We start from the raw sequence: 20,393 nt of genomic DNA, 5'->3' as shown, positions 1-20,393 counted from the left end.
CCTACTTCCGGAACTCCACCCGCACATGCTGGCCGAAGCGTGCCTTGGCCTCGCCGTCGAACTCCAGCACGCACTCCACCACCTTGGCCACGCCACGCCCCGCGTCTTCAGGCAGGCGGGCCTGCGCGAACACCGGGCTGATGCGTACCACGCGTGCGGTCGGCAGCGTGCCGGTGTTCTCGGCACCATCGCTGTCCGGTACCACCGTCGCTTTCATGCCTACCTGCACCGCATCGGCATAGGCGGCACTGAGTTCGGCACGCACCTGCAGCGGGCGTGCCGGCAGCAGCGAGATCGCCGGCTTGCCGCCCTGCACGAAGGCGCCCAGGCCCGGCACCTGGCCGACCACGGTGCCGGCTTCCGGTGCACTCAACGACATCTGCTGCAGTTTCAACCTGGCGTGCTCCAGCTTGTGCTGGGCCATGTCGACCTGCGCACCCGCCACGTCGACGTCGGCGCGAACAACCGCCAGCTGCTGCCTGGCCGCATCGGCCTGCTGGTTGGATGACACCCCTTCGCTGGCGCCGGTGGACAGGCGGGTGGCGTTGCGCTCCAGTTCGCGCAGCTGCGCCTGGCTGCCCTTCAGGCGATCACTGGCCAGGGCCAGATCGGCGGTGGCCATCGCCACTTCCTGCTGCAGCAGCGCGCCATCCAGCGACAGCAGCAGCTGCCCCTTCTTGACCGTGGCGCCCTCCTTCACCGGCGCGGCGGTGATCGAGCCATCCACCGGCGGTGCAAGCGCGATCAGGCCGCCCTCGACATCGATGATGCCGCGCGCGACCGCGACCTTGCCGGCGGCGGCTGCATCGGCCTTGCCCGAAGGCGGCTGTACAGGCGCGGGCGCGTCCCTGGAACAGGCGCCGAGCAGCAGTGCCGCGGAGAGGGCCAGGCTGAGGGGAAGCAGGTGCGGCGTCTTGGTCATGGGGCGGACTCTACGGTTTCGTTCTGGCGGCGGTCATCACGGACCATGCCGTCTTCCATGGCGATCACCCGATCCGCATGCCGGATCAGGCGCGGATCGTGGCTCACGCACAGCACGGTGGCGCCGTGCGCCCGCGCATAGCGATGCAGGATGTCGATCACGCGCTGACCGTTCTCGGCGTCCAGCGCGCTGGTGGGTTCGTCGGCGAAGATCAGCGTTGGCGACTTGGCGAAGGCACGGGCCACCGCCACGCGCTGCTTCTCACCGCCGGACAGCTGCGCCGGGCGCATGTGGCTGCGGTGGCTGAGGCCAACCTCTTCCAGCGCCCTGCGGGCCAGTGGTTCGCTTTCGCGATCGCGCATGCCGCGGTAGCCCAGCGGCAGCTGCACCTGCTCCAGCGCGGTCAGCGCCGGGAACAGGTTGAAGCCCTGGAACACGAAACCGACATGGTGCAGGCGGAAACGCTCCACCTCGCTGCGGGTCATGTGCCCCACATCCTGGCCCAGCGCGTGCACCCGCCCGCCATCGGGCGCGGACAGGCCGGACAGCAGCGACAACAGCGTGCTCTTGCCGCACCCCGAAGGCCCCGACACCAGGGTCAGCTCGCCGGGGTAGATGTCCAGCGACAGGCCACGCAGCACCGGCACCTGTACATCGCCCGACATGAAGCCCTTTTCCAGTGCGTCGGCCTGCAACGTGGGGGCGATGGCATGTTTGGAGGTCATCGGCCGGTCCTCAACGCAGCAGCAACGATGGATCGGAGCGGACCACACTGCGCACCGCCATGATGCTCGACAGCATGGCCATCACCGCGACCAGCGCCACGCAGCCCAGGATCACCATCGGCGTCAGCTGCACCGGTACGCGCTGGGTCTGCGCGATCAGCAGCACCACGGTGCTGAAGGCCGCTGCCAGCAACATGCCTACGCCGCCGATCAGCAAGGCCTGCTCGAACACCACCCGTGCCAGCGCGTAGCGACCGGCACCGAGCGCATTGAGCGTGGCGTACTCGCGCACCGAACCGGCCACCACCGAGGCGAATGACTGGTTGGTGATCACCGCACCAACGAAGCAGACGATGACCGCCATGAACAGCACCGCGATGCCGGCGCCGGTATCGAACAGCCAATATTGCTGCGAGCGGCTGGCGAACTCCGGCGCGGTCCAGAACTCGACCGGCGTCGCCTGGCCCATCGATGCAGACAGGCGATCGCGCACGTGACCGGCGAGGTCCGGCGAACGCAGGCCCGCCACGAAATAGGTACTGCCCTCGTGCGGATCCGTGCCGGCAATGGCGCGCGCGGTATCCAGCGAGGCCAGCACATTGACGCCGCCAAGGCCCCGCAGCCCCGGTTGCGCGGCGACCACGCGCACGGCCTTGCCGTTGATCCACGCGCGGTTGTTCTGCAGGTCCACGCCCAGCGTATCCAGGTCGGCGCTGTCGACGATCACCGCACCGGGCTCGCGCAGCTGTGCGCGCAGGTCGGCAGGCAGGATGCGCGCGAACATCATTGCGTCGTCGCGGGTGGAGATGCCGGACAGGTACACCGACACGTTGCCGGTGCCCTGCGCGCCGGAACGCCATTCGCCGTCGACCCACTCGTAGGGCTCGACGCGGGTGACATCCGGGTCCATGCGCAGGTGGCTTTCCACGTCGGCGCTGATCGCATGGCCGTAGTTGACGCTCTGCGTACCCGGGAAACCTGCCCAGATATCGGCCGAGGATGCCTTCACGTAGATCGCGGCGGTACCAAAGATGCCCAGCACCAGCGCCGCCTGCACGATCAGCAGCACGCCGGCAAAACACATCGCCAGCACCACCGGCAGGAACCGGCGCCACTCATAGGCCAGGGTCTTGCGGGCCAGCGCGATCATTGTGATGGCTCCCCAGCTCCGGCCGGCAGCGGCGCGCCCCCGAGGGCGCGGTACAGCGAGGCGAACGCCAGCACGCGTGCGCCCTGTGCACCGATGAGATCGGCCTGCGAGGCCAGTGCGGCACGCTGCGTGTCCAGACCCTCGAACTCGCTGGACAGGCCCAGCTGCACCTGCCGCGCCTGGCGCTTGACCTGCTGGCTGGCAACATCATTGGCCGCACGCAGCGACTGGATGCTGCTGTCCTGGCGCGCCAGGCTGCCCAACGCGCCCTCCACCTCGCTCACGCCTTCCAGCACCGCCTTGCGGTAGCCCAGCAAGGCGGCATCCAGTTGCTTCTCATCGGCATGGAAGCGCGCTCGGCGCTGCCCCCAGTCCCACAGCGGAATATCGATGTACGGGCCGATCGACGGGCTGGAGTCGGAATTGGAACGGGCGTTCTGGGTGAGGTTGTAGGCATACAGGATCGAGCCACCCAGGCTGATCCGCGGATACATTGCAGCGCGCGCGGCGCCCTTGCTGGCGGCGGCCTGCATCACTTCCGATTCGGCCAGCAGGATCTGCGGTCGATGTCGCAGCAGGTCAGCCGGGACCTGCTGCAGCGTGAACGCACCCAGCGTCGGCGGGGTGCGGTAGGCGTGCCAGGCCGGATCCGGACGCTCGCGGCCCAGCAGCAATGCCAGCGCACGGGCGGCGTTGTCGGCGTTTTCCCGCGCCTGCGCGATGGCCGCACGGGTGGCCGCCTGCCGCGCGCGCAGCCGTTCCAGCTCGCCCGGCTCATCCAGACGCAGCCGCTGACGCACCAGCGCCAGCTGTTCGCCGCGGTCGTCCACGGCCTGCTGTCGGGCCAGCAGATCCTGCTGGGCCTGCGCTACGGTCAGGTCGAGATAGCTGCGTACCACATCGGCGATCACCGCCACCTGTGCGGCATTGCGCAGGGCCACGGCGTTGCCGGCCGAGGCCTGAGCGCTCAACTGCGCGCTCTCGGCGGCACCGAACAGGCCCAGGTCCCAGATCGCTTCGATGCCGGCATGGAAGTAGGTGTCGACAGCGGCAGCGTCCTGCACCTGCTTGGCGCTGGCGGTGATTTCCGGCAGGAAGCGCGAATCGGAGGTACCGGCGACGATCCGTACGGCCTGCAGCCGCAACGTCGCCCGCTGCAGGTCCAGATTGTCGGCGATGGCCTGATCGACCAGGCCGTCCAGCGCCGGGTCGGACAACACTTTCCACCACTGCCTGGCGTCCACCGCCACGCCCTGCCCCTGCGGCACCTGGGTCCAGGCGGTGGGTGTGCGGTCAGGCAGGTCCGGAACCGGTACCGACATGCAGCCGGCCAGCGCCAGGCTTGCCAACAATGCGCCGGGCCGCAGCAGCGCCTGCAGGGAGAATGCTCGCCCGGTCCTGGGCACCGCCACTGGAGTGATACGCCTGACCACCAGCCCGCCAACGTGTAGAAGGAGCATGAAGGCTACCGTGCGATTGTGGAGCGAACATGGAGAAATGGTCCGAAAACGGTCACAACACGCGTGCGGTTCAGGCAACGATGGCGCAGGCCTTTCGCCAGCCTTTCACTGCCTGCAGCAGGCGGAACACTGATGCAGATTCCAGGTCATTGCCTCTTGCAGCAGCCCACCTCGCGCCAGGGCTTCCGATCGTCCCCACGATCGCTGCGCCCCCGTCATGCCGATTGCGACGCAAATGTCGGAATCGCCCCCAGAGGCACACTTACCACGCCCCCCATGAAAATGTCGTGGCCTGACTGTAGCGACCCGCGTGGCCAGCGCCATGACAAACGAAAAACGCCCCCTTGCGGGAGCGTTTTTCTGAATCTGGAGCGGGAAACGAGACTCGAACTCGCGACCTCAACCTTGGCAAGGTTGCGCTCTACCAACTGAGCTATTCCCGCAGATTTCGTTCGACCTGCGTCGAAGGAGCGCTATTTTGTCGGGATTGCTGCACGGCGTCAACCGGAATTTTCACCTGTGCGACGGGGTAGCGTTCAGGCGCTTGGCCTTGGCTTCAGGCACGCAGGCCACGGCGGTGGAAGTAGACCTGCTCGGCAATGCGACGCGTGGCCGCCGTGTGCAGCAGCGCGTTGAGCGGCCAGTCGGCCTGCAGATGGTCCATCGCCCAGCGCAGCAGGCGCTTGCCATGGAAGGCCGGCGCCACCTGCCGCGCCACCCGTTCGGCGTCCGGCCCCTGGCCACGCAGATGCCGGGCAATCGCCTCACCGACTGCCCAGCCATGCCGCCATGAGGAATGGATGCCCCCGGCCGAGAGCGGCGAGACGACGCCCGCCGCGTCGCCGGTCAGGACCACGCGCTGGCCGGTGATCGGCCCATCCGGCCGGCCGCAGGGCACCAGCCCTGCGCGGGTGCCCGAGGGACGCGCCGAAGACGGAATGCCGACCCCATCGCGCACGTGGTCGAGGAAGCCATCGATATCCGGCGGCCGTACCTGTTGCGGGTCATGACGCAGCGCCAATCCGACCTGCAGGCCGGTTGGATTCTGCGCGACCCAACCGATATAACCCGGCGCGTAGCGCTTGCTGACAAAGCAATGCAGCGCATTGCCCTGCGCCACCTGCAGGCCGGCGAACTCGCGCTCGACGCCGTAGAGGGTGTCGCGCACCTGGCCAAGGCCGGTGCGCTGGGCCACGCGTGAGCGTGCGCCATCAGCACCGACCAGATAGGCGCAGCGCCCTGCCCCTTCCACCTGCCAGCCGTCACCACAGCGACGAGCGTCGGTGAAGGACTGCTGCAGGCGCAGGTCGACACCGTTCGCGCGCAGTTCGCTGGCCAGCCAGCGCATCACGTTCGGCGTATCAGTAGTGAGGAAGTAATAGCCCGACGCGGCCAGCAACACGCTGCGCAGGTTCGGCGCATACAGGCGCACGTTGGCAACGCGCTGCACGAGGTGCTCGGGCATGCGCCCCAGCCAGGTCTGCTCCATCGCCTCTTTCACCACGATGCCGGTGGTGTGCAGGCGCTCGCCGGGGTCGGCCTTGCGTTCCAGCACGCAGACGCGCAGACCGTACTGGGCGGCAGCCAGTGCGCAGGCGGCACCGGCGAAACTGGCGCCGACGATGATGACGTCGTGGTCGTAGGCGGAGGGAGTGTGAGGCATTGCGGCATCGCCCTGGAGAATCGGAGATGCAGCTTCGAACTGCCGCGTGGCGAGCCGAAGGAGTGGCGGTGAAGTGGGGATGAAGCGCGGAATACGCAAACGAAAAACGCCCCCTTGCGGGAGCGTTTTTCTTGAATCTGGAGCGGGAAACGAGACTCGAACTCGCGACCTCAACCTTGGCAAGGTTGCGCTCTACCAACTGAGCTATTCCCGCTTGGGAGGCGAAATTCTACCTATTCTGGGAATGGCGTCAAGCGGTTTTTTCGGGGCCTGCGAGGCGCCTTGCACCGCGTATCCACGCATGGCGTGGATCTTATCTCTTGCCGATCTGGCACCTTGGGTGCCGAGAGCCCGGCGTGGGCGACCGTGTGGATCCAGGTCTTGCGACCGAGAAGTAGCTTGGGTCCCCACGCCGGATTCTCCCTGAACCGCCCGAACAGTTGGTTGAGTTGGCGCTCGAACTGATAAGACTGGGCAAGCGGGGAGAGCTCTCGACCCTGTCAGCCTAGCGGAGTTCTGCCATGTTTGGGATCGGGATTGATGTGAGCAAAGCCACGCTGGATGTGGCCGTCCATGGAGAGCAGTTTCGCCAATTCAGCAACGACAAGCGCGGCTTTGTACGCTTGATTCGGTGGCTGAAGACGTGGCCGATCAAGCAGGTCGTTCTTGAGGCAAGCGGGGGTTACGAGCGTGCTGCTCTGGATGCATTGCACGCCGCCGGCCTGCCGATGGTGCGAATCAATCCGGCGCGTGCACGGCGATTTGCCCAAGGCACGGGCCGTGCCGCAAAGACCGATCGGCTCGATGCGACAGTGCTGGCGCAGATGGCCCATTTGTTACCGCTGACCCGCTACGTACCGCCTGCCCCTTGGCAGCAGCGTCTGGCTGAATTTGCGCAATGCCGCAGGCATCTGGTGCAGATGCGGGTCAGTGAGATGCAGCGCTTGCGGCGATTGGTCGATCCGGATCTGATTGCGATGAAGCAACGCTATATAGCTCAGCTATCTGACGACCTGAAGCAACTGGACAAAGCTATTGCCGAGCAGCTTGAGGGACAGCCTGGCTGGAAGAACATCGGCGCGCTCAAAGGCGTCGGCCCCATCCTGATCAGCACACTGGCCTGCGAGTTGCCCGAACTGGGCAGCTTGGGAAGCAAAGCCATAGCGTCGCTGGTGGGGCTGGCCCCGATGAACCGCGAAAGTGGCACCTGGCAGGGCCAACGGCGGATCAGTGGTGGGCGCGCGGTGGTACGCGAAGCCCTTTACATGGCGGCCCTGACGGCCATCCGGTACGAGCCAAGACTGCGCGCGTTTTACGCTGGCCTGAAGGCCAAGGGCAAAGCGAGCAAGGTGGCGCTCGTGGCGGTCATGCGCAAAATGCTGGTGATCCTCAACGCCCGTAAGCGGGACGCCGAGGTGGCCCTCGGCTGCCCCTGACAAGACAGTTGCTACTACAGCATCCCCGCACACCGATGGATCCGCATCCTTCGTGGATGCGGCATTTCCAGTGGATCCACGCCATGCGTGGATGGCAGCAACCGTGGTGTCAGAGCCCTTTCCTGCGGAAAGGGATCCGACCCCAGGCTCAGTTGCCCAGCTTCTTCTGCCGCGAGCGCTCGCGCGCGGCACGCTCATCCTCGCGCAGGCTCGGCCAGGCGGCGTGCAGGTACTGCAGGCCCGACCACAGCGTCAGCACCGCGGCGATGGCCAGGGTCCAGTCGCCGATGTGGAACACCGGCCAGCCCATCCAGATGTCCTGCACCGGCACGTTCGGCGCCACCGAGTACAGCAGGCACAGCAGCGCGACCATCTGCGCGGTGGTCTTGATCTTGCCGATCATCGCCACGCGCACCTTGGCGCGCTGGCCCAGCTCGGCCATCCATTCGCGCAGCGCCGACACCGCGATCTCGCGGCCGACGATCACCGCCGCCCAGAACGCCATCCACGGCGTCGGATGGCCCTGCACGATCAGGAACAGCGCCACTGCCACCATCAGCTTGTCCGCGACCGGGTCGAGGAAGGCGCCGAAGGCCGACTCCAGCTGGTAACGGCGTGCGATCCAACCGTCGAGCCAGTCGGTGATCGCGGCCAGGCCGAAGATCGCCGCCGAAGCGAAGTTGGTCCAGGTATAGGGCAGGTAGAACACCAGCACCAGCACCGGGATCATCACGATCCGCAACAACGTCAGCCAGGTGGGCAGGGTCAACTTCATGCTTGCGTGCTTCTCTCTCTACTCGGCCGCATCGGGCGTGGCCAACCCGTGCAGGTTAGCGTAGATGCGTGCCGCGAGGGCGTCATTGATGCCTTCCACCTTGGCGATTTCGGCTTCGCCGGCCGCTTTCAGGCCCACCAGGCCGCCGAAATGCTTGAGCAGGCTGGCCCGGCGGCGCGGCCCGATGCCGGGGATGTCCTCCAGCTTGCTGGTCATCCGCGCCTTCTGGCGGCGGCCGCGATGACCGGTGATGGCGAAGCGGTGGGCTTCATCGCGAACCTGCTGGATGAACTGCAGCGCCGGGTTGGCCGCGCCCGGGCGCAGCTCGCGTCCATCCGGCATCACCAGCGCTTCATGGCCTGCGCGGCGCTCCACGCCCTTGGCCACGCCCACCAGCAGCACCCCTTCCACGCCCAGGTCGGCCAGTGCGGCCTCGGCCTGCGCCAGCTGGCCGGCGCCACCGTCGATCAGCAGGACGTCCGGCAGCACGCCCTGCTCTTCCACGGCGCGGCGGAAACGGCGATCGATGGCCTGGCGCATGGCCGCATAGTCGTCGCCCGGCTCGATGCCGCTGATGTTGAAACGGCGGTACTGCGCGCGCACCGGACCTGCCGCGTCGAACACCACGCACGAGGCCACGGTGGCCTCGCCCAGCGTGTGGCTGATATCGAAGCACTCGACCCGCTTCACCGGCTCGGCCAGGCCGAGCATCTCGCGCAGTGCATCACTGCGTGCGTGCTGTGCGTTGCGGCTGTTGAGCTCGGTGGCCAGGGTCAGCTGCGCATTACGGCTGGCCAGCTCCACGTAGCCGGCGCGCTCGCCGCGCACGTTCCACCTCAGCTGCACCTTGCGCTCGGCCGAGGCCGAGAGCGCGGCGACCAGCAGGTCGGCGTCGGGAATTTCGCGGTCCAGCAGGATCTCGCGCGGCGGCTCGAACTCGATGTAGTACTGCGAAACGAACGCGGCCAGCACTTCTTCCGGGCTCTCCTCGCCATTGGTGCGGGGGAAGAACGGGCGGGTACCGAGGTTGCGGCCATCGCGGAACGCCAGCAGCAGCACGCAGGCCTGCGACCCCTGCATGGCCACCGCCAGCACGTCCAGGTCCGCGGCGCGACCGTCCACGTACTGCCGGGTCTGCATGCTGCGCAGCGAGGAAATCAGATCGCGCAGCCGCGCGGCCTGCTCGAACTCCAGCGCTTCGCTGGCGGCCTGCATCTGCTCGCCCAGCTCGCGGGTGAGCTCGTCGCTCTTGCCTTCAAGGAACAGGGCGGCACGGCGCACCGACTCGGCGTACTCCGCTGCCGGCACCAGCTCCACGCACGGCGCGCTGCAACGCCCGATCTGGTACTGCAGGCACGGCCGCGAACGGTTGCGGAACACGCTGTCCTCGCAGCTGCGCAGCTTGAACAGCTTGTGCATCAGGTTCAGCGTTTCGCGCACCGCAGTGACGCCCGGGTACGGACCGAAATAGCGGCCCGGAATGGCACGCGGGCCGCGATGCAGCGCGATGCGCGGCCAGTCCTCACGGGTCAGCAGCACATGCGGATAGGTCTTGTCGTCGCGCAGGGAGACGTTGTAGCGCGGCGACAGCGATTTGATCAGCTGGTTTTCCAGCAGCAGCGCCTCGGCTTCCGAGCGCGTCACGGTCACGTCCATGCGCGTGATCTGCGAGATCATCGACATGATCCGCGCATTCTTCGGGCTGCCGTTGAAATAGCTGCCGACACGGTTGCGCAGCGCGCGCGCCTTGCCGACGTACAGCAGCGTGTCGTCGGCGGCGTACATGCGGTACACGCCGGGTGCAGTGCTGAGCTGGGACGCGAAGGCCTTGCCGTCGAAGGCCGGGGCGGGAACGTCGGTCATTCGCTGATCGGGACTTCGCTGAGCACGCCGCTGTCGGGGTCGAATCGCAGCACTGCGTGGGCGTCGGTCTCTGCGATCCACACCGCCCCGGCGCCCACCGCCAGCCCGGCCGGGCCATGCAGGCGACGCGGCAGCGGCTGGGTGGTCAACTCACCGCCGCCCAGGCGCAGCGTGCGCAGGCGTCCATTGCCGCTATCGGCAATCCACAGCAGCGGCGCCTCCGGGCTCAGCGCAATGGCCTGCGGGAACTGCAGGCTGGCCTGCGCGCGCGGCCCGTCTTCACTGCCGAAGCGCCAAGGCCCCTGCCCGACCAGGGTCTGCACCAGATCGCCGCGCAGTTGCAGCGCACGGATAGAGGATCCCAGCGCATCGGCGACGTACAGCACCTGCTGCACCACGGCCAGCGCGGTCGGCTGGGCGAAGGCCGCCAGATGGCCGCTGCCGTCGCGCTCGTCGATGGCGCCGCTGCCGGCGCGCCACTGCAGGCTGCGCTGGCCGAGGTGGTAGCTCCAGATGCGGTTGTCGCCAGCCATCGCAATGTGCAGCTGGTTGTCGGCGATGGCCAGGCCGACCGGATGGTCCAGCGAGACCTGCCGCGCCTGCGCCACCGGGCCTTCCAACGGCGCGCCGGGACGCCCGTTGCCACACAGCGTGTCGACGATGCCGGTCAGCAGGTTGATGCGGCGCACGGCATGGTTGCCGGTATCGGCCACGTACAGCGAATCGCGCTCCAGCATCAGCGCCTGCGGGCGGTGGAAGGCCGCTTCGGCCAGGTTGCCGTCCATGAAATCGGCGGTGCCGAGGCCGAACTGGCGCAGGATGCGGCCGCCGTGGCTGCATTCGAGAATGCGGTGATGGCCGCTGTCGGCGATGTACAGACGCTCGGTGCTGACCGCCAGCCCCAGCGGAAAACGCAGGGCCTGGCGCGGTTCCGGGTGCAGTTCGCTGCCGCCACGCGGCGGCGCCGACGGAGCGCCCTGGCACAGCGCGTTCAAGGCGCGTTCGAGTTCACCGGGTGCGCCCTGCCCGACCAGCCGTTGCTGTTCGCGACCCTGCGCATCCAGCAGCACCATGGTCGGCCAGGCGGTCACGCCGAAGCGGCGCCAGCCATCCCAGTCCGCGTCGAGCAGCACCGGCATGGCCAGGCCCTGGCGGCGCAGCAGCTTCAGCGCCGCGCTGGCGTCGCGCTCGAAGTCGAAGCGCGGCACCTGCAGCACCAGCGGCTGCAGCTTGCCGGGGTGGCGCGACAACCACTGGCCGAACTCGGCCAGGCGTTGCGCACTCCAGGCCGAGGCCGCGTTGACGAACAACAGCGCGACCGGCCGACCGCGCAGTTCGGTCAGGGTGCAGGGGGTGGCATTGAGCCAGGTGGCGAACTCGGGCAGGTCCGGGACGGGCTGGACGTTCATGACCCGATTATGCCGGAGTCGGCGTCATGCAACAGTCGTGCCACTGCACGTTTTGCAGCATCGTCGACCAGCGACCAGACCTGTTCGAAATGATCGCTGCCGCCGGTATAGGGATCGGGGATCGCTGCCCGCCCCTGCCCGCCGGACCAAGGCAGGTACAACGCCAGCCGTTCACGCTGGGCCGCCGAGGCCAGGCGCCCGGCATCACGCAGGTTGGCCTCGTCGGCACACAGGACCCAGTCGAAACGGTCGAAATCCACGGCCTGCAGCTGGCGTGCGCGCAGGCCGCCGATGTCCACGCCGTGTCCGGCCGCGCAGGCGATCGCGCGGCGGTCCGGCGGCTCGCCCACGTGCCAGTCGCCGGTGCCAGCCGAATCGACCTGCACCCGCCCGGCCAGCGGCGAGGCGTCCAGGCGTGCGCGCAGCGCCCCTTCGGCCATCGGCGAACGGCAGATGTTGCCCAGGCAGACGAGCAGCAGCCTCATCGCGCGGTCGTCGCCTGCAGCAACGCCTCGGCCCGTTCCAGGTCCTCGGGCGTGTCGATGCCCGGCGGGAACGGCTCGGGCGAGATCGCCACGCTGATCGGGTAGCCCGCTTCAAGCACGCGCAGCTGCTCCAGCGATTCGACCTGCTCCAGCTGGCCCGGCGGCATCGCCGCAAACTGCTGCAGGAAACCGGCACGGTAACCGTAGATGCCGATGTGGCGCAGCCAGGCATGGCCTTCCGGCAGCGTGTCGCGGCTGCGCGCGAAACCATCACGGTGCCAGGCGATCGGTGCACGGCTGAAGTACATCGCCTCGTTGCGCACGTTGCGTACCAGCTTCACCACGTTCGGGTCGAACAGGGTGTGCGCGTCCTCGACGGTCGCGGCGAGAGTCGACATCGGCGCATTGCCGGCAACCAGCGCATCGGCCACCGCGCGGATGCCGGCCGCCGGTGCGAACGGTTCGTCGCCCTGCAGGTTGACCACCACCGTGTCATCGGCCCAGCCGGCGATGCGCGCGCACTCGGCCAGCCGATCGGTGCCGGAAGCGTGCGTGGCCGCGGTCATCGCCACCTTCACTTCGGCCAGCCCGGACAGCGCATCGGCGATGCGCGGGTCGTCGGTCGCCACCCAGACTTCGCGGGCGCCAGCCTGCAGCGCGCGGCGCGCCACATGCAGCACCAGCGGCTCACCGCCCAGCAGGCGCAACGGCTTGCCGGGCAGCCGCGAGGCAGCGTAGCGGGCCGGGATGGCGACGACGAATTCGGTCATGTGGGCGATACTCGGCAGGCTCGTTACAACGGGAATGCGGCCAGCGGCGCGTGAATGCAAGCGCCACTGCGCCGCTCAGTTCGGTCGCAGCTTGTCCAGGCGATCGGTCAGCGCTACCCAGAACGCGGCGGGCAACTCGGCGCGCAGCGGAACCGCGTAGTGCCAGTCGTTGCCGAACGCACGGCATTTCACCGCGTCCTTCTCGGTCATCAGGACCGGCAGCTGGCTGCCGAAGGACAGGTCCTGCGGCTGATAGGCCTGGTGGTCGGCGAACGCATGCGGCACCACGCCGATACCGCGCGCGCGCAGCATGTCGAAGAAGCGTTGCGGATGCGCGATGCCGGCCACCGCATGCACGCGCTGGCCCTTGAAATATGCCAGCGGGCGCGCGCGGCCACCGGCCAGTGGCTGCGCACTGTCGATGTGCAGCGCCATCGGCCACTGGCCGAAGCCACAGGCCTGTGCCGCCGTCTCCTCATCGGTCTGGCCGAGGTTGACCACGCGGAAATCGCACTCGCTGGCGCGGCTGACCGGCTCGCGCAGCGGCCCGGCCGGAATCATCCGGCCATTGCCGTAGCGACGCTGCGCATCGACCACTTCGATCTCGATGTCGCGCGCCAGGCGATAGTGCTGCAGGCCGTCGTCGCAGACGATCACATCGCAGCCGGCCTCGACCAGCGCCTTGCCGGCCGCAACCCGATCACGGTCCACGCGCACCGGCACGCCGGTCTTCCAGGCGATCAGCACCGGCTCGTCACCGCCCTTGGCGGTCGGCGTATCGGCCTGCACCCACAGCGGTTTGTCGGCGTCTTCGCGACCGTAGCCGCGGCTGGCCACGCCGGGCTTCCAGCCGGCCGCGCGCAGGCGTTCGACCAGGGCAATGGTCAGCGGCGTCTTGCCGGTACCGCCGGCGGTGATGTTGCCGACCACGATGACCGGCACCGGCAGCGCGTGACGCTTGCGCCAGCCACGCCGATAGGCGCGCCGCCGCAGCGCGGTGACACCCGCGTACAGGGGCGCCAGCAGGCGCATGGCCCACGGAACCGGGGTGCCGTCATACCAGTACGGCGGGGTCTGGGTGCCCTTGCCGGCCATCAGTCCTGCCTTTCGCGGAACTGCATGCTGTGCAGGTGCTGGTACAGGCCGCCCAGCTCGAGCAGCTCCTTGTGGGTGCCACGCTCGACGATGCGGCCATGGTCCATCACCAGCACCTGGTCGGCGTGCTCGATGGTCGACAGGCGGTGCGCGATGACCAGCGTGGTGCGCTCCGGCATCAGGCGCTGCAGCGCATCCTGCACCAGGCGCTCGGACTCGTTGTCCAGTGCCGCAGTGGCTTCGTCGAGGATCAGGATCGGGGCGTCGCGCAGGATCGCGCGGGCAATCGCCAGGCGCTGGCGCTGGCCACCGGACAGCAGCGCGCCGTTCTCGCCGACCGGGGTCTGCAGCTGCTGCGGCATGCGTGCGATGAACTCCCAGGCATTGGCTGCTTCGGCCGCCGCACGGATCTGCTCATCGGTCGCCTCCATGCCATAGGCAATGTTGGCGGCGATGGTGTCATCGAACAGCATCACCTTCTGCCCGACGATCGCCACCTGCCGGCGCAGGTCGGCCAGCGGATAGTCATCCAGGGCCACGCCATCGAGGGTGATGACGCCGCCAGTGGGCTCGTAGAAGCGCGGAACCAGCCGGATCAGGCTGGTCTTGCCACTGCCGGAACGGCCGACAATGGCCGTCACCGTGCCCGGCCTGGCGACGAAACTGATGTCGTCCAGGGCGATGCCACTGTCTTCGCGGTAGCGCAGCATGACGTGGTCGAACGCCAGCTCGCCCCGTACGCGCTGCACGCGGTGCTGGCCGTCGTCGCGCTCCACCGGCATGTCGAGGATGCCGAACAGGCGCTCGGCGGCGGAGACGCCGCGCGAAATCGAGGTCTGTACGCTGGTCAGTCGGCGCAGCGAGGGAATGATGGCCATCATCGAGGTCATCAGGCCCATGAACTGGCCGGCATTGAGGCGGCCGGCCAGGGCTTCGCGAGTCGACACCCAGACGATCACCGCCAGCGCCAGTGCGGCCAGGAACTGCACCACGCTGGACGCGGCGGCGCGGGTGACCTCGACCTTCATGTTCAGCGCCAGCATGCGGTTGGCCAGGCGCGAGTAGCGCGAGATCTCATGCTGCTGGGTGCCGTGCACCTTCACTTCCTGCTGCGCGGCCAGCGACTGCTCGGCAGTCTGTGCCATCGTGCCCATGCCGTCCTGGATGCCGCGGCTGATGCGACGGTAGCGCTTGCCCACGTAGGACACGATGCCACCGATCAGCGGCACCACCAGCAGCATCGCCAGGGTTACCTTGACGCTCATCTGCAGCATCACCGCCAGCATCGCGATGATGGTGAGGGTGTCGGCCACCACGGTCTTCAGCGCGTCGGCGCTGGCCTGGGTGACCTGTTCGGTATCGAAGTTGAGGCGGCTGACCATCACCGGCGTCGCTTCGGTGTCGAAGTGCGACGACGGCAGGTGCAGGTACTTCTGCAGCACCTGCTCACGCAGGTCGCGGACCACGCTGCGGCCGGTCTTGGCCAGCGTGTAGTCGCTGACCCAGGTGGCCAGGCTGCGCATCAGGAACAGGCCGAGGATGGTCAGCGGCAGCACCACGGCCGCGCGCGGCTGCGGATCGACGAAACCCTCGTTGACCAGCGGCTCCATCAGCTTGGTGAAGTGATAGCCGGCCAGGGCTTCGACCACCATGGCGATGACCGCGCCCACCATGAACACCCAGTAGGTGCGGGTGTAGCCCAGCAGACGTTTGTAGATCGGCCACACCGGCGCGTGATGGGAACTCATGGACGCACCTCTGGCGCAGTTGCAATGGCGATACGACGGAAACCGAGCTGACCGAGCGCGTCCTGCGCAGTCACCACGGCCTGGTAGGGGGTGCGTGCGTCGGCGCGCAGCAGCACCGGCTGGCTGCGGTCGCTGCCGGCGACCGATGCGATGGTCTGCTTGACCGACTCGACATCGCTGCGCAGCACTTCCTGGTCATTGATGAAATAGCGGCCTTCGGCGTTGATCAGCACGCTGAGCGAGCGCGGCGGCTCGTTGCTGGGCTGCTGGCTGGCGGTCGGCAGCTGCACCTGCAGCGTCGAGCGCGCATCGAAGGTGGTGGTGACCACGAAGAAGATGATCAGCACCAGGATGACGTCGATCAGCGGGACCAGATCGATATGCGGCTCATCCTGGGATCGGTCATTGCCGATGCGCATCGATCAGGCCTTCGCCGTGGCAGCGTGGGCCGGTCGCGCCGGCGCGGCCGGGTTCATCACCCCGGGGCGACCGTCGAGCGTGTCCAGCAGGGCACTGGCTTCCTGTTCCATTTCCACCACATAGCCGTGGATCCGGCCCTTGAAATAGCGATGGAACATCAACGCCGGGATGGCCACGATCATGCCGGTGGCCGTGCACACCAGCGCCTTGCCGATGCCGCCGGCCAGCTGGTTCACATCGCCCACGCCATGGTCGAGGATGCCCAGGAACATCTGGATCATGCCGATCACGGTGCCCAGCAGGCCCAGCAGCGGGCCGGCCGAGGCGATGGTGCCCAGCGCGTTGAGGAAGCGCTCCATGCGGTGCACCAGGTGGCGCCCGGTGTCCTCGATCCGCTCACGGATCTGGTCGCGCGGGCGGTTGCGGGCTTCCAGCGCAGCGGCCAGCAGCGCGCCCAGCGGCGAGTTGGCGCGCAGGGTCTGCAGGTGCGCCGGGTCCAGCTTGCCGCGTGCGGCCCAGTTGCGCACTTCCTGGCCAAGCCCGGGCGGCAGCACTTCCGTTCGCCGCAGGGACCAGAAACGCTCCAGGATGATCGCCAAAGCCAGTACGCCCAACAGCAGCAGCGGCACCATCGGCCAGCCACCGGCCTTGACCAGTTCCCACACGTTTCAACCCTCCGGCCCAACGGCCGCTTGTTCGATCGACGATAGGATAGCAGCCGACCGCGCCCGCCCAGCGGCATCCCACCACCGGGATGCATGGATGCGCTGTTCACGCAGCTGCAGCCCTTGTGCGCCAAGCCATACGCGGATCGCCCCGGACTCCGCGGTGGACACCACCTCGGCGCCCTGCGCCTGCCAGCGCCGGACCACGTCCCGACGCGGGTGGCCGAAGCGGTTCTGGTGCCCGGCCGAGACCAGCGCCAACCGTGGTGCCACCGCGGCCACCCACGGGGCACTGGAACTGCCCCCGCTGCCATGGTGCGGCACCAGCACCACGTCGGCCTTCAGCGCCGCCGGAGACGCCCGCAACAGCGCCTGTTCGGCCGGACGGCCGATGTCGCCAGGCAACAGGACCACGCCATGGGCGCTGGCCACGCGCAGCACGCAGCTGTCCTCGTTTTCGGCCCGCCGGCTGCCGGGATCCGGATGCAGCACCTGGAAATCGACCCCGTCCCAGCGCCAGCTCAGGCCCCGCTGGCAACGCCCCGCTCCGGTGATCGAGCTGCCCGGCGGCGCCAGCAGTGGCAGTGCCGGCAGCTGTAGCCGCAGACCCGGCAGGTTGCCCACGTGATCCAGGTCATCGTGGCTGAGCAATACGCGGTCAGGCGGCGCCTGGCCGAGTGCCCGCAGTGCCGGAACCAGAGTCCGCTCGCTCCCTTCGCTGCCGCTCGGCGGCCCGACGTCATACCAGAGCGCATGCCGCGCGGTGCGCAGCAACACCGCCGTGCCCTGGCCGACATCGTGCAGCAGCAGCTCCAGCTCCCCCTCGGCCGGCCGCTCGCGCAACGGCCACAACAGCGGCAGGCACAACAGCAGTCCAGCGAGCCCGCCGCCGGCACCCCGTGGCAACAGCCACCAGAACACCCCCAGCAGCGCCGCCGGAACTGCCCAGGCCGGTGCCTCGGCCAACCACCACATCGCCTGCGGATGCGCCGACAGGGGCTGCAGGGCCTGCCAGCTGACCTCGAACAGCCACGCCGCCGCACGCCAGGCCCAGCGCCCGGCCCCGTCATGCAGCACCTGCAGGGCGGTACCCAGCAGCGACAGCGGCACTACCAGCAAGGTCCACCAGGGAATGACCGGCAGGTTCACCAGCGGCCCCAGCCAGGCGGTGCCACCGAACAGGGCGATGCCCAACGGCAACAGGCCGACGCTGGCCACGCCCTGCGCGGCCAGGAACCCACGCAGGTTGGCGGCCATCCCGCGCGGACGTCCCTGTGGCAGGCACCACGCCAGCCACAGCACGCCGCCGAAGCTGAGCCAGAAGCCCGCTGACAGCACCGACAGGGGCGCCGGCAGCAGCAGCGCCAGCGCCGCCAGCGCGAGTCCTTGCACGAGACCGAGCGGGCGCCGCCCGCTACGCGCCAGGGCCACCAACCCGATCATCAGCGCCGTGCGCACGGTCGGCAATTCACCGCCGGCCAGCACTGCATAGCCCGCCGCGGACAGCGCTGCGGCGCAGGCCGCCGCCTGTGGACGCGGCCAATGCCGGGCCAGCAGGGGGCACAGCCACCACAGCCCTCGGCACAGCAACGCCCCCAGCCCCGCCACCACCCCGACATGGAACCCGGAAATGGCGATCAGGTGGGTCAGCCCCAGCGCCCGCAACTGATCCCAATCGGTGTCGGACAGGCCGCGCGTATCGCCCAGGGCGAGCGCCTGCACGAAGCGCGCGGCCGGATGGGCCACCTGCAGGGCGATGGCGGCGCTGGTGCGCTCACGCCATGCCGGCAGGCCGCGCGCAGACTGCAGCGCGTGGGCACTGGCCGGCGCCCTCACCGTTCCAGTGCCAGCCACGCCACGCAGCAGCGCATGGCGCTCGCTGTCAAAAGCCCCGGGATTGATCCGCGAGCGAGGGGCCCGCACACGCACCGCCAACCGCCACTGCGCACCGGCCAGGACCTGCCTGCGCCGTCCCTCGGCAGCGGCGCTGGACCTGCCCTGCCAGCCGTCGTTCCAGGTGACCTGCAGGCGCTTGCCGCGCAGCGATGGCAGTTCGCTGCTCTCACTGACCTGCAGCAGGAAGCGGGTGCGCGCCTCGGCATGATCCGGCAGATCGATGACCCGGCCACTGACCACCACGTCCCGAGCCGGCTGGCCCGGTGGCAGCTGGTCCTGCAATGCCCAGTGCCCGTGCAGCGCTGCCCAGCCGGCACCGAACAGCACGACCGCCGGCAGGCGCCCGCGCCAGCGCAGGCCCCACCCCGCCATGCCAAGCACGACCATCACCGTGCAGACCCACAGCGGCGGCAGTTGCGGCAGCTGCACGCAGGCCAACGCCCCCAGCGTCAGCGCGGCAGCGCAGCCACTGCCCAGCAAGGGAGACGGGAAACGCTCGGCGGCCATGACGCCAGCGTGCCGCCGACGGCAGCAGGCTGCCTATCGGGACTTGCCCCGCAGTCGCATCAGCGCCGAACGCTTCCGCGATGGAAATTGACCCGGAAACTCGCACCGCCCCCCAGCGCCTCGCCGACGCTGACCGAGCCACCATGGTGCTGCACGATTTCCTTGACCAGGTGCAGGCCCAGGCCACTGCCGCTGCCCGCCGCGCGCAGGCGATGGAACGGCTCGAAGATCGCCTCGCGGTCGCCTACTGGAATGCCCGCGCCCTGGTCGCTGACCTCCAGCACGCCGCGCGTGTCCAACCGCACGCAGATGGTGCCACGGCCACCACCATGCACGATCGCGTTGTGCACCAGGTTGGCGATCACCCGCCCCAGCGCCAGGCTGTCGCCATGGATCCACACCGGTGCCTCCGGCGCGTCCACTTCGAATCCATAGCCGGCTCCCACCACCAGCGGCGCCAGGTCCGCTGCGGCCTCACGCACCAGCTGGGCCAGGTCCAGCCGCTGCAATGCGCCCACGTTGCGGTCCAGGCGCTGCAGGTCAAGCAGGTGCTCGGCAACATTGCCCAGCCGCGCCACGTCGGTCAGCAACTGTGACTTCAACTCACCCTGCGGCAGCTGCGACAGGCGCGCCTGCACCACGGCGATCGGCACGCGCAGTTCGTGCGCCGCGTCGGCGAGGAACTTGTCGCGCGCGGCATAGCCCTGCTGCACCTTGTCGATGGCGTCGTTGAATGCTTCCACCAGCGGCGCCACTTCCGTCGACACCAGGCGCGCGTCCAGCCGGGCACCCGGCTGGCCGATGTCCAGCTCCTTGGCCTGCTGCGCGGAACGGCGCACGCCACGCATCGCACGGTGGATCACGGTCGGCATCACCAGCAGGGTGACCACGATCAACGGCAGGAAGAACCACAGGCCGATCAGCCGCAGCACCATCAGTGCGCCGTCCAGCAGCCCGCCCTTGGGTGCGCCTCCCACCATCACGGTGATGCGGCGCCCATCCTCGTTGCGGATCATCACCCGCGCCACGTCCAGATAGGGCGGCACCAGCGACCCGAGCTCGCTGGCACCCACGGTCGGCAGCCGCGCAAGCAGCGGCGCGTGGACCGCTGGGATGGTGCCGCGCTCAAGCCAGACGCCCTTGTCGTCGACCGCAGCGAACCAGAGATTGCCACCGGCGTCGGTATCGAGCGCGTCCCAGCGCGCCTGGTCCAGCACCAGGCGGCCGCCTTCGCTGTGCACCGCCTTGGCCACCGCCTCGGCAACGAACATGTCCATGCCCCAGGAGTCCTTGTCGCCCCAGGTCAGGATCAGGGCGACCACCGCGAACAGCACGGTGAAGGCCTGCGCCAGGAACAGCCGCCAGGCCAGGCCCAGGGTGATCGAACGGATCGGACGGGCCACC

At 68.7% G+C, this 20,393-nt stretch carries 17 protein-coding genes and 2 tRNA genes; 1 reads left to right on the top strand and 18 read right to left on the bottom strand.

The genetic code is table 11. The annotated features are described in order from the left end of the window. Position 1 precedes the first annotated feature (1 nt). The 7 genes from NSQ78_RS08085 to NSQ78_RS08055 form a co-directional block, all read right to left on the bottom strand. Positions 2–922 (bottom strand): biotin/lipoyl-binding protein, encoded by a 921-nt coding sequence (locus NSQ78_RS08085; protein WP_064238058.1) that lies wholly within the window; start codon positions 920–922, stop codon positions 2–4. Continuing rightward, entirely contained in the window at positions 919–1,647 is a 729-nt protein-coding gene (locus NSQ78_RS08080; protein WP_049470093.1) for an ABC transporter ATP-binding protein, read from the bottom strand. Before NSQ78_RS08080 ends, NSQ78_RS08085 begins: the two co-directional genes overlap by 4 nt. Positions 1,648–1,657: 10 nt before the next feature. Further along, a complete protein-coding gene (locus NSQ78_RS08075; protein WP_053463476.1) occupies positions 1,658–2,797 on the bottom strand; it encodes an ABC transporter permease in 1,140 nt (379 codons plus the stop codon). Further along, a complete protein-coding gene (locus NSQ78_RS08070; RefSeq protein WP_339208334.1) occupies positions 2,794–4,257 on the bottom strand; it encodes an efflux transporter outer membrane subunit in 1,464 nt (487 codons plus the stop codon). Before NSQ78_RS08070 ends, NSQ78_RS08075 begins: the two co-directional genes overlap by 4 nt. A 367-nt stretch (positions 4,258–4,624) precedes the next feature. Beyond that, a tRNA-Gly gene (locus tag NSQ78_RS08065) sits at positions 4,625–4,700 on the bottom strand. Positions 4,701–4,813: 113 nt separating this feature from the next. Next, on the bottom strand, positions 4,814–5,920 hold the full coding sequence (locus NSQ78_RS08060) for an NAD(P)/FAD-dependent oxidoreductase (protein WP_064238054.1): 1,107 nt from the start codon (positions 5,918–5,920) through the stop codon (positions 4,814–4,816). A 138-nt stretch (positions 5,921–6,058) separates the two neighbouring features. Continuing rightward, a tRNA-Gly gene (locus tag NSQ78_RS08055) sits at positions 6,059–6,134 on the bottom strand. A gap of 307 nt (positions 6,135–6,441) precedes the next feature. Between NSQ78_RS08055 and NSQ78_RS08050 the strand changes: the two genes are divergently transcribed. Next, positions 6,442–7,356, top strand: coding sequence for an IS110-like element ISStma6 family transposase (locus tag NSQ78_RS08050; RefSeq protein WP_064238051.1), 915 nt, complete (start codon positions 6,442–6,444; stop codon positions 7,354–7,356). Positions 7,357–7,504: 148 nt separating this feature from the next. Here the strand turns inward: NSQ78_RS08050 and pgsA are convergent, their stop codons facing one another. The 11 genes from pgsA to NSQ78_RS07995 all read right to left on the bottom strand — a co-directional run bounded on the left by pgsA (position 7,505) and on the right by NSQ78_RS07995 (position 20,392). Then, positions 7,505–8,131 (bottom strand): CDP-diacylglycerol--glycerol-3-phosphate 3-phosphatidyltransferase, encoded by a 627-nt coding sequence (pgsA, locus tag NSQ78_RS08045; RefSeq protein WP_049464736.1) that lies wholly within the window; start codon positions 8,129–8,131, stop codon positions 7,505–7,507. Positions 8,132–8,149: 18 nt separating this feature from the next. After that, positions 8,150–9,994 (bottom strand): excinuclease ABC subunit UvrC, encoded by a 1,845-nt coding sequence (gene uvrC, locus NSQ78_RS08040; protein ID WP_049464739.1) that lies wholly within the window; start codon positions 9,992–9,994, stop codon positions 8,150–8,152. Continuing rightward, entirely contained in the window at positions 9,991–11,403 is a 1,413-nt protein-coding gene (locus NSQ78_RS08035) for a hypothetical protein (protein ID WP_064238049.1), read from the bottom strand. The genes uvrC and NSQ78_RS08035 overlap by 4 nt, the downstream gene beginning before the upstream one ends. Beyond that, complete coding sequence (locus NSQ78_RS08030) at positions 11,400–11,888, bottom strand: low molecular weight protein-tyrosine-phosphatase (RefSeq protein ID WP_053463481.1); 489 nt, start codon at positions 11,886–11,888, stop codon at positions 11,400–11,402. Before NSQ78_RS08030 ends, NSQ78_RS08035 begins: the two co-directional genes overlap by 4 nt. Further along, the gene (gene kdsB / locus NSQ78_RS08025) at positions 11,885–12,658 is read right to left on the bottom strand and encodes a 3-deoxy-manno-octulosonate cytidylyltransferase (protein WP_064238048.1); all 774 of its coding nucleotides are present in this window, start codon (positions 12,656–12,658) and stop codon (positions 11,885–11,887) included. The genes NSQ78_RS08030 and kdsB overlap by 4 nt, the downstream gene beginning before the upstream one ends. A gap of 75 nt (positions 12,659–12,733) precedes the next feature. Next, complete coding sequence (gene lpxK, locus NSQ78_RS08020; RefSeq protein ID WP_064238046.1) at positions 12,734–13,753, bottom strand: tetraacyldisaccharide 4'-kinase; 1,020 nt, start codon at positions 13,751–13,753, stop codon at positions 12,734–12,736. Continuing rightward, positions 13,753–15,501 carry a lipid A export permease/ATP-binding protein MsbA gene (gene msbA, locus NSQ78_RS08015; RefSeq protein ID WP_053463484.1) on the bottom strand — a complete coding sequence of 583 codons (1,749 nt, stop codon included), beginning with the start codon at positions 15,499–15,501 and terminating at the stop codon, positions 13,753–13,755. Before msbA ends, lpxK begins: the two co-directional genes overlap by 1 nt. After that, the gene (locus NSQ78_RS08010; RefSeq protein ID WP_019658998.1) at positions 15,498–15,920 is read right to left on the bottom strand and encodes a biopolymer transporter ExbD; all 423 of its coding nucleotides are present in this window, start codon (positions 15,918–15,920) and stop codon (positions 15,498–15,500) included. The genes msbA and NSQ78_RS08010 overlap by 4 nt, the downstream gene beginning before the upstream one ends. A 3-nt stretch (positions 15,921–15,923) precedes the next feature. Beyond that, complete coding sequence (locus tag NSQ78_RS08005) at positions 15,924–16,586, bottom strand: MotA/TolQ/ExbB proton channel family protein (protein ID WP_019658999.1); 663 nt, start codon at positions 16,584–16,586, stop codon at positions 15,924–15,926. Positions 16,587–16,589: 3 nt separating this feature from the next. Then, entirely contained in the window at positions 16,590–18,989 is a 2,400-nt protein-coding gene (locus tag NSQ78_RS08000; protein WP_064238044.1) for a DNA internalization-related competence protein ComEC/Rec2, read from the bottom strand. Between the two features lie 59 nt (positions 18,990–19,048). Beyond that, positions 19,049–20,392, bottom strand: a complete 1,344-nt coding sequence (locus NSQ78_RS07995) for a HAMP domain-containing sensor histidine kinase (RefSeq protein ID WP_064238042.1) — start codon at positions 20,390–20,392, stop codon at positions 19,049–19,051. Position 20,393: the final 1 nt, after the last annotated feature.

It is taken from the genome of Stenotrophomonas sp. FSL W7-1447 (assembly GCF_037966425.1).
Lineage (GTDB): Bacteria > Pseudomonadota > Gammaproteobacteria > Xanthomonadales > Xanthomonadaceae > Stenotrophomonas > Stenotrophomonas pavanii.
Note: the sequence above shows the minus strand (reverse complement) of the source record. Positions and strands in the feature narration are given on the sequence as shown.

Coding starts and splice junctions, on each gene's coding strand:
- NSQ78_RS08000 (WP_064238044.1), bottom strand. CDS start 18,989: ATGGCCGCCGAGCGTTTCCCGTCTCCCTTGCTGGGCAGTGGCTGCGCT.
- NSQ78_RS08070 (WP_339208334.1), bottom strand. CDS start 4,257: ATGCTCCTTCTACACGTTGGCGGGCTGGTGGTCAGGCGTATCACTCCA.
- NSQ78_RS08050 (WP_064238051.1), top strand. CDS start 6,442: ATGTTTGGGATCGGGATTGATGTGAGCAAAGCCACGCTGGATGTGGCC.
- kdsB (WP_064238048.1), bottom strand. CDS start 12,658: ATGACCGAATTCGTCGTCGCCATCCCGGCCCGCTACGCTGCCTCGCGG.
- uvrC (WP_049464739.1), bottom strand. CDS start 9,994: ATGACCGACGTTCCCGCCCCGGCCTTCGACGGCAAGGCCTTCGCGTCC.
- lpxK (WP_064238046.1), bottom strand. CDS start 13,753: ATGGCCGGCAAGGGCACCCAGACCCCGCCGTACTGGTATGACGGCACC.
- NSQ78_RS08010 (WP_019658998.1), bottom strand. CDS start 15,920: ATGCGCATCGGCAATGACCGATCCCAGGATGAGCCGCATATCGATCTG.
- NSQ78_RS08030 (WP_053463481.1), bottom strand. CDS start 11,888: ATGAGGCTGCTGCTCGTCTGCCTGGGCAACATCTGCCGTTCGCCGATG.
- NSQ78_RS08085 (WP_064238058.1), bottom strand. CDS start 922: ATGACCAAGACGCCGCACCTGCTTCCCCTCAGCCTGGCCCTCTCCGCG.
- NSQ78_RS08080 (WP_049470093.1), bottom strand. CDS start 1,647: ATGACCTCCAAACATGCCATCGCCCCCACGTTGCAGGCCGACGCACTG.
- NSQ78_RS08075 (WP_053463476.1), bottom strand. CDS start 2,797: ATGATCGCGCTGGCCCGCAAGACCCTGGCCTATGAGTGGCGCCGGTTC.
- NSQ78_RS08035 (WP_064238049.1), bottom strand. CDS start 11,403: ATGAACGTCCAGCCCGTCCCGGACCTGCCCGAGTTCGCCACCTGGCTC.
- msbA (WP_053463484.1), bottom strand. CDS start 15,501: ATGAGTTCCCATCACGCGCCGGTGTGGCCGATCTACAAACGTCTGCTG.
- NSQ78_RS08060 (WP_064238054.1), bottom strand. CDS start 5,920: ATGCCTCACACTCCCTCCGCCTACGACCACGACGTCATCATCGTCGGC.
- pgsA (WP_049464736.1), bottom strand. CDS start 8,131: ATGAAGTTGACCCTGCCCACCTGGCTGACGTTGTTGCGGATCGTGATG.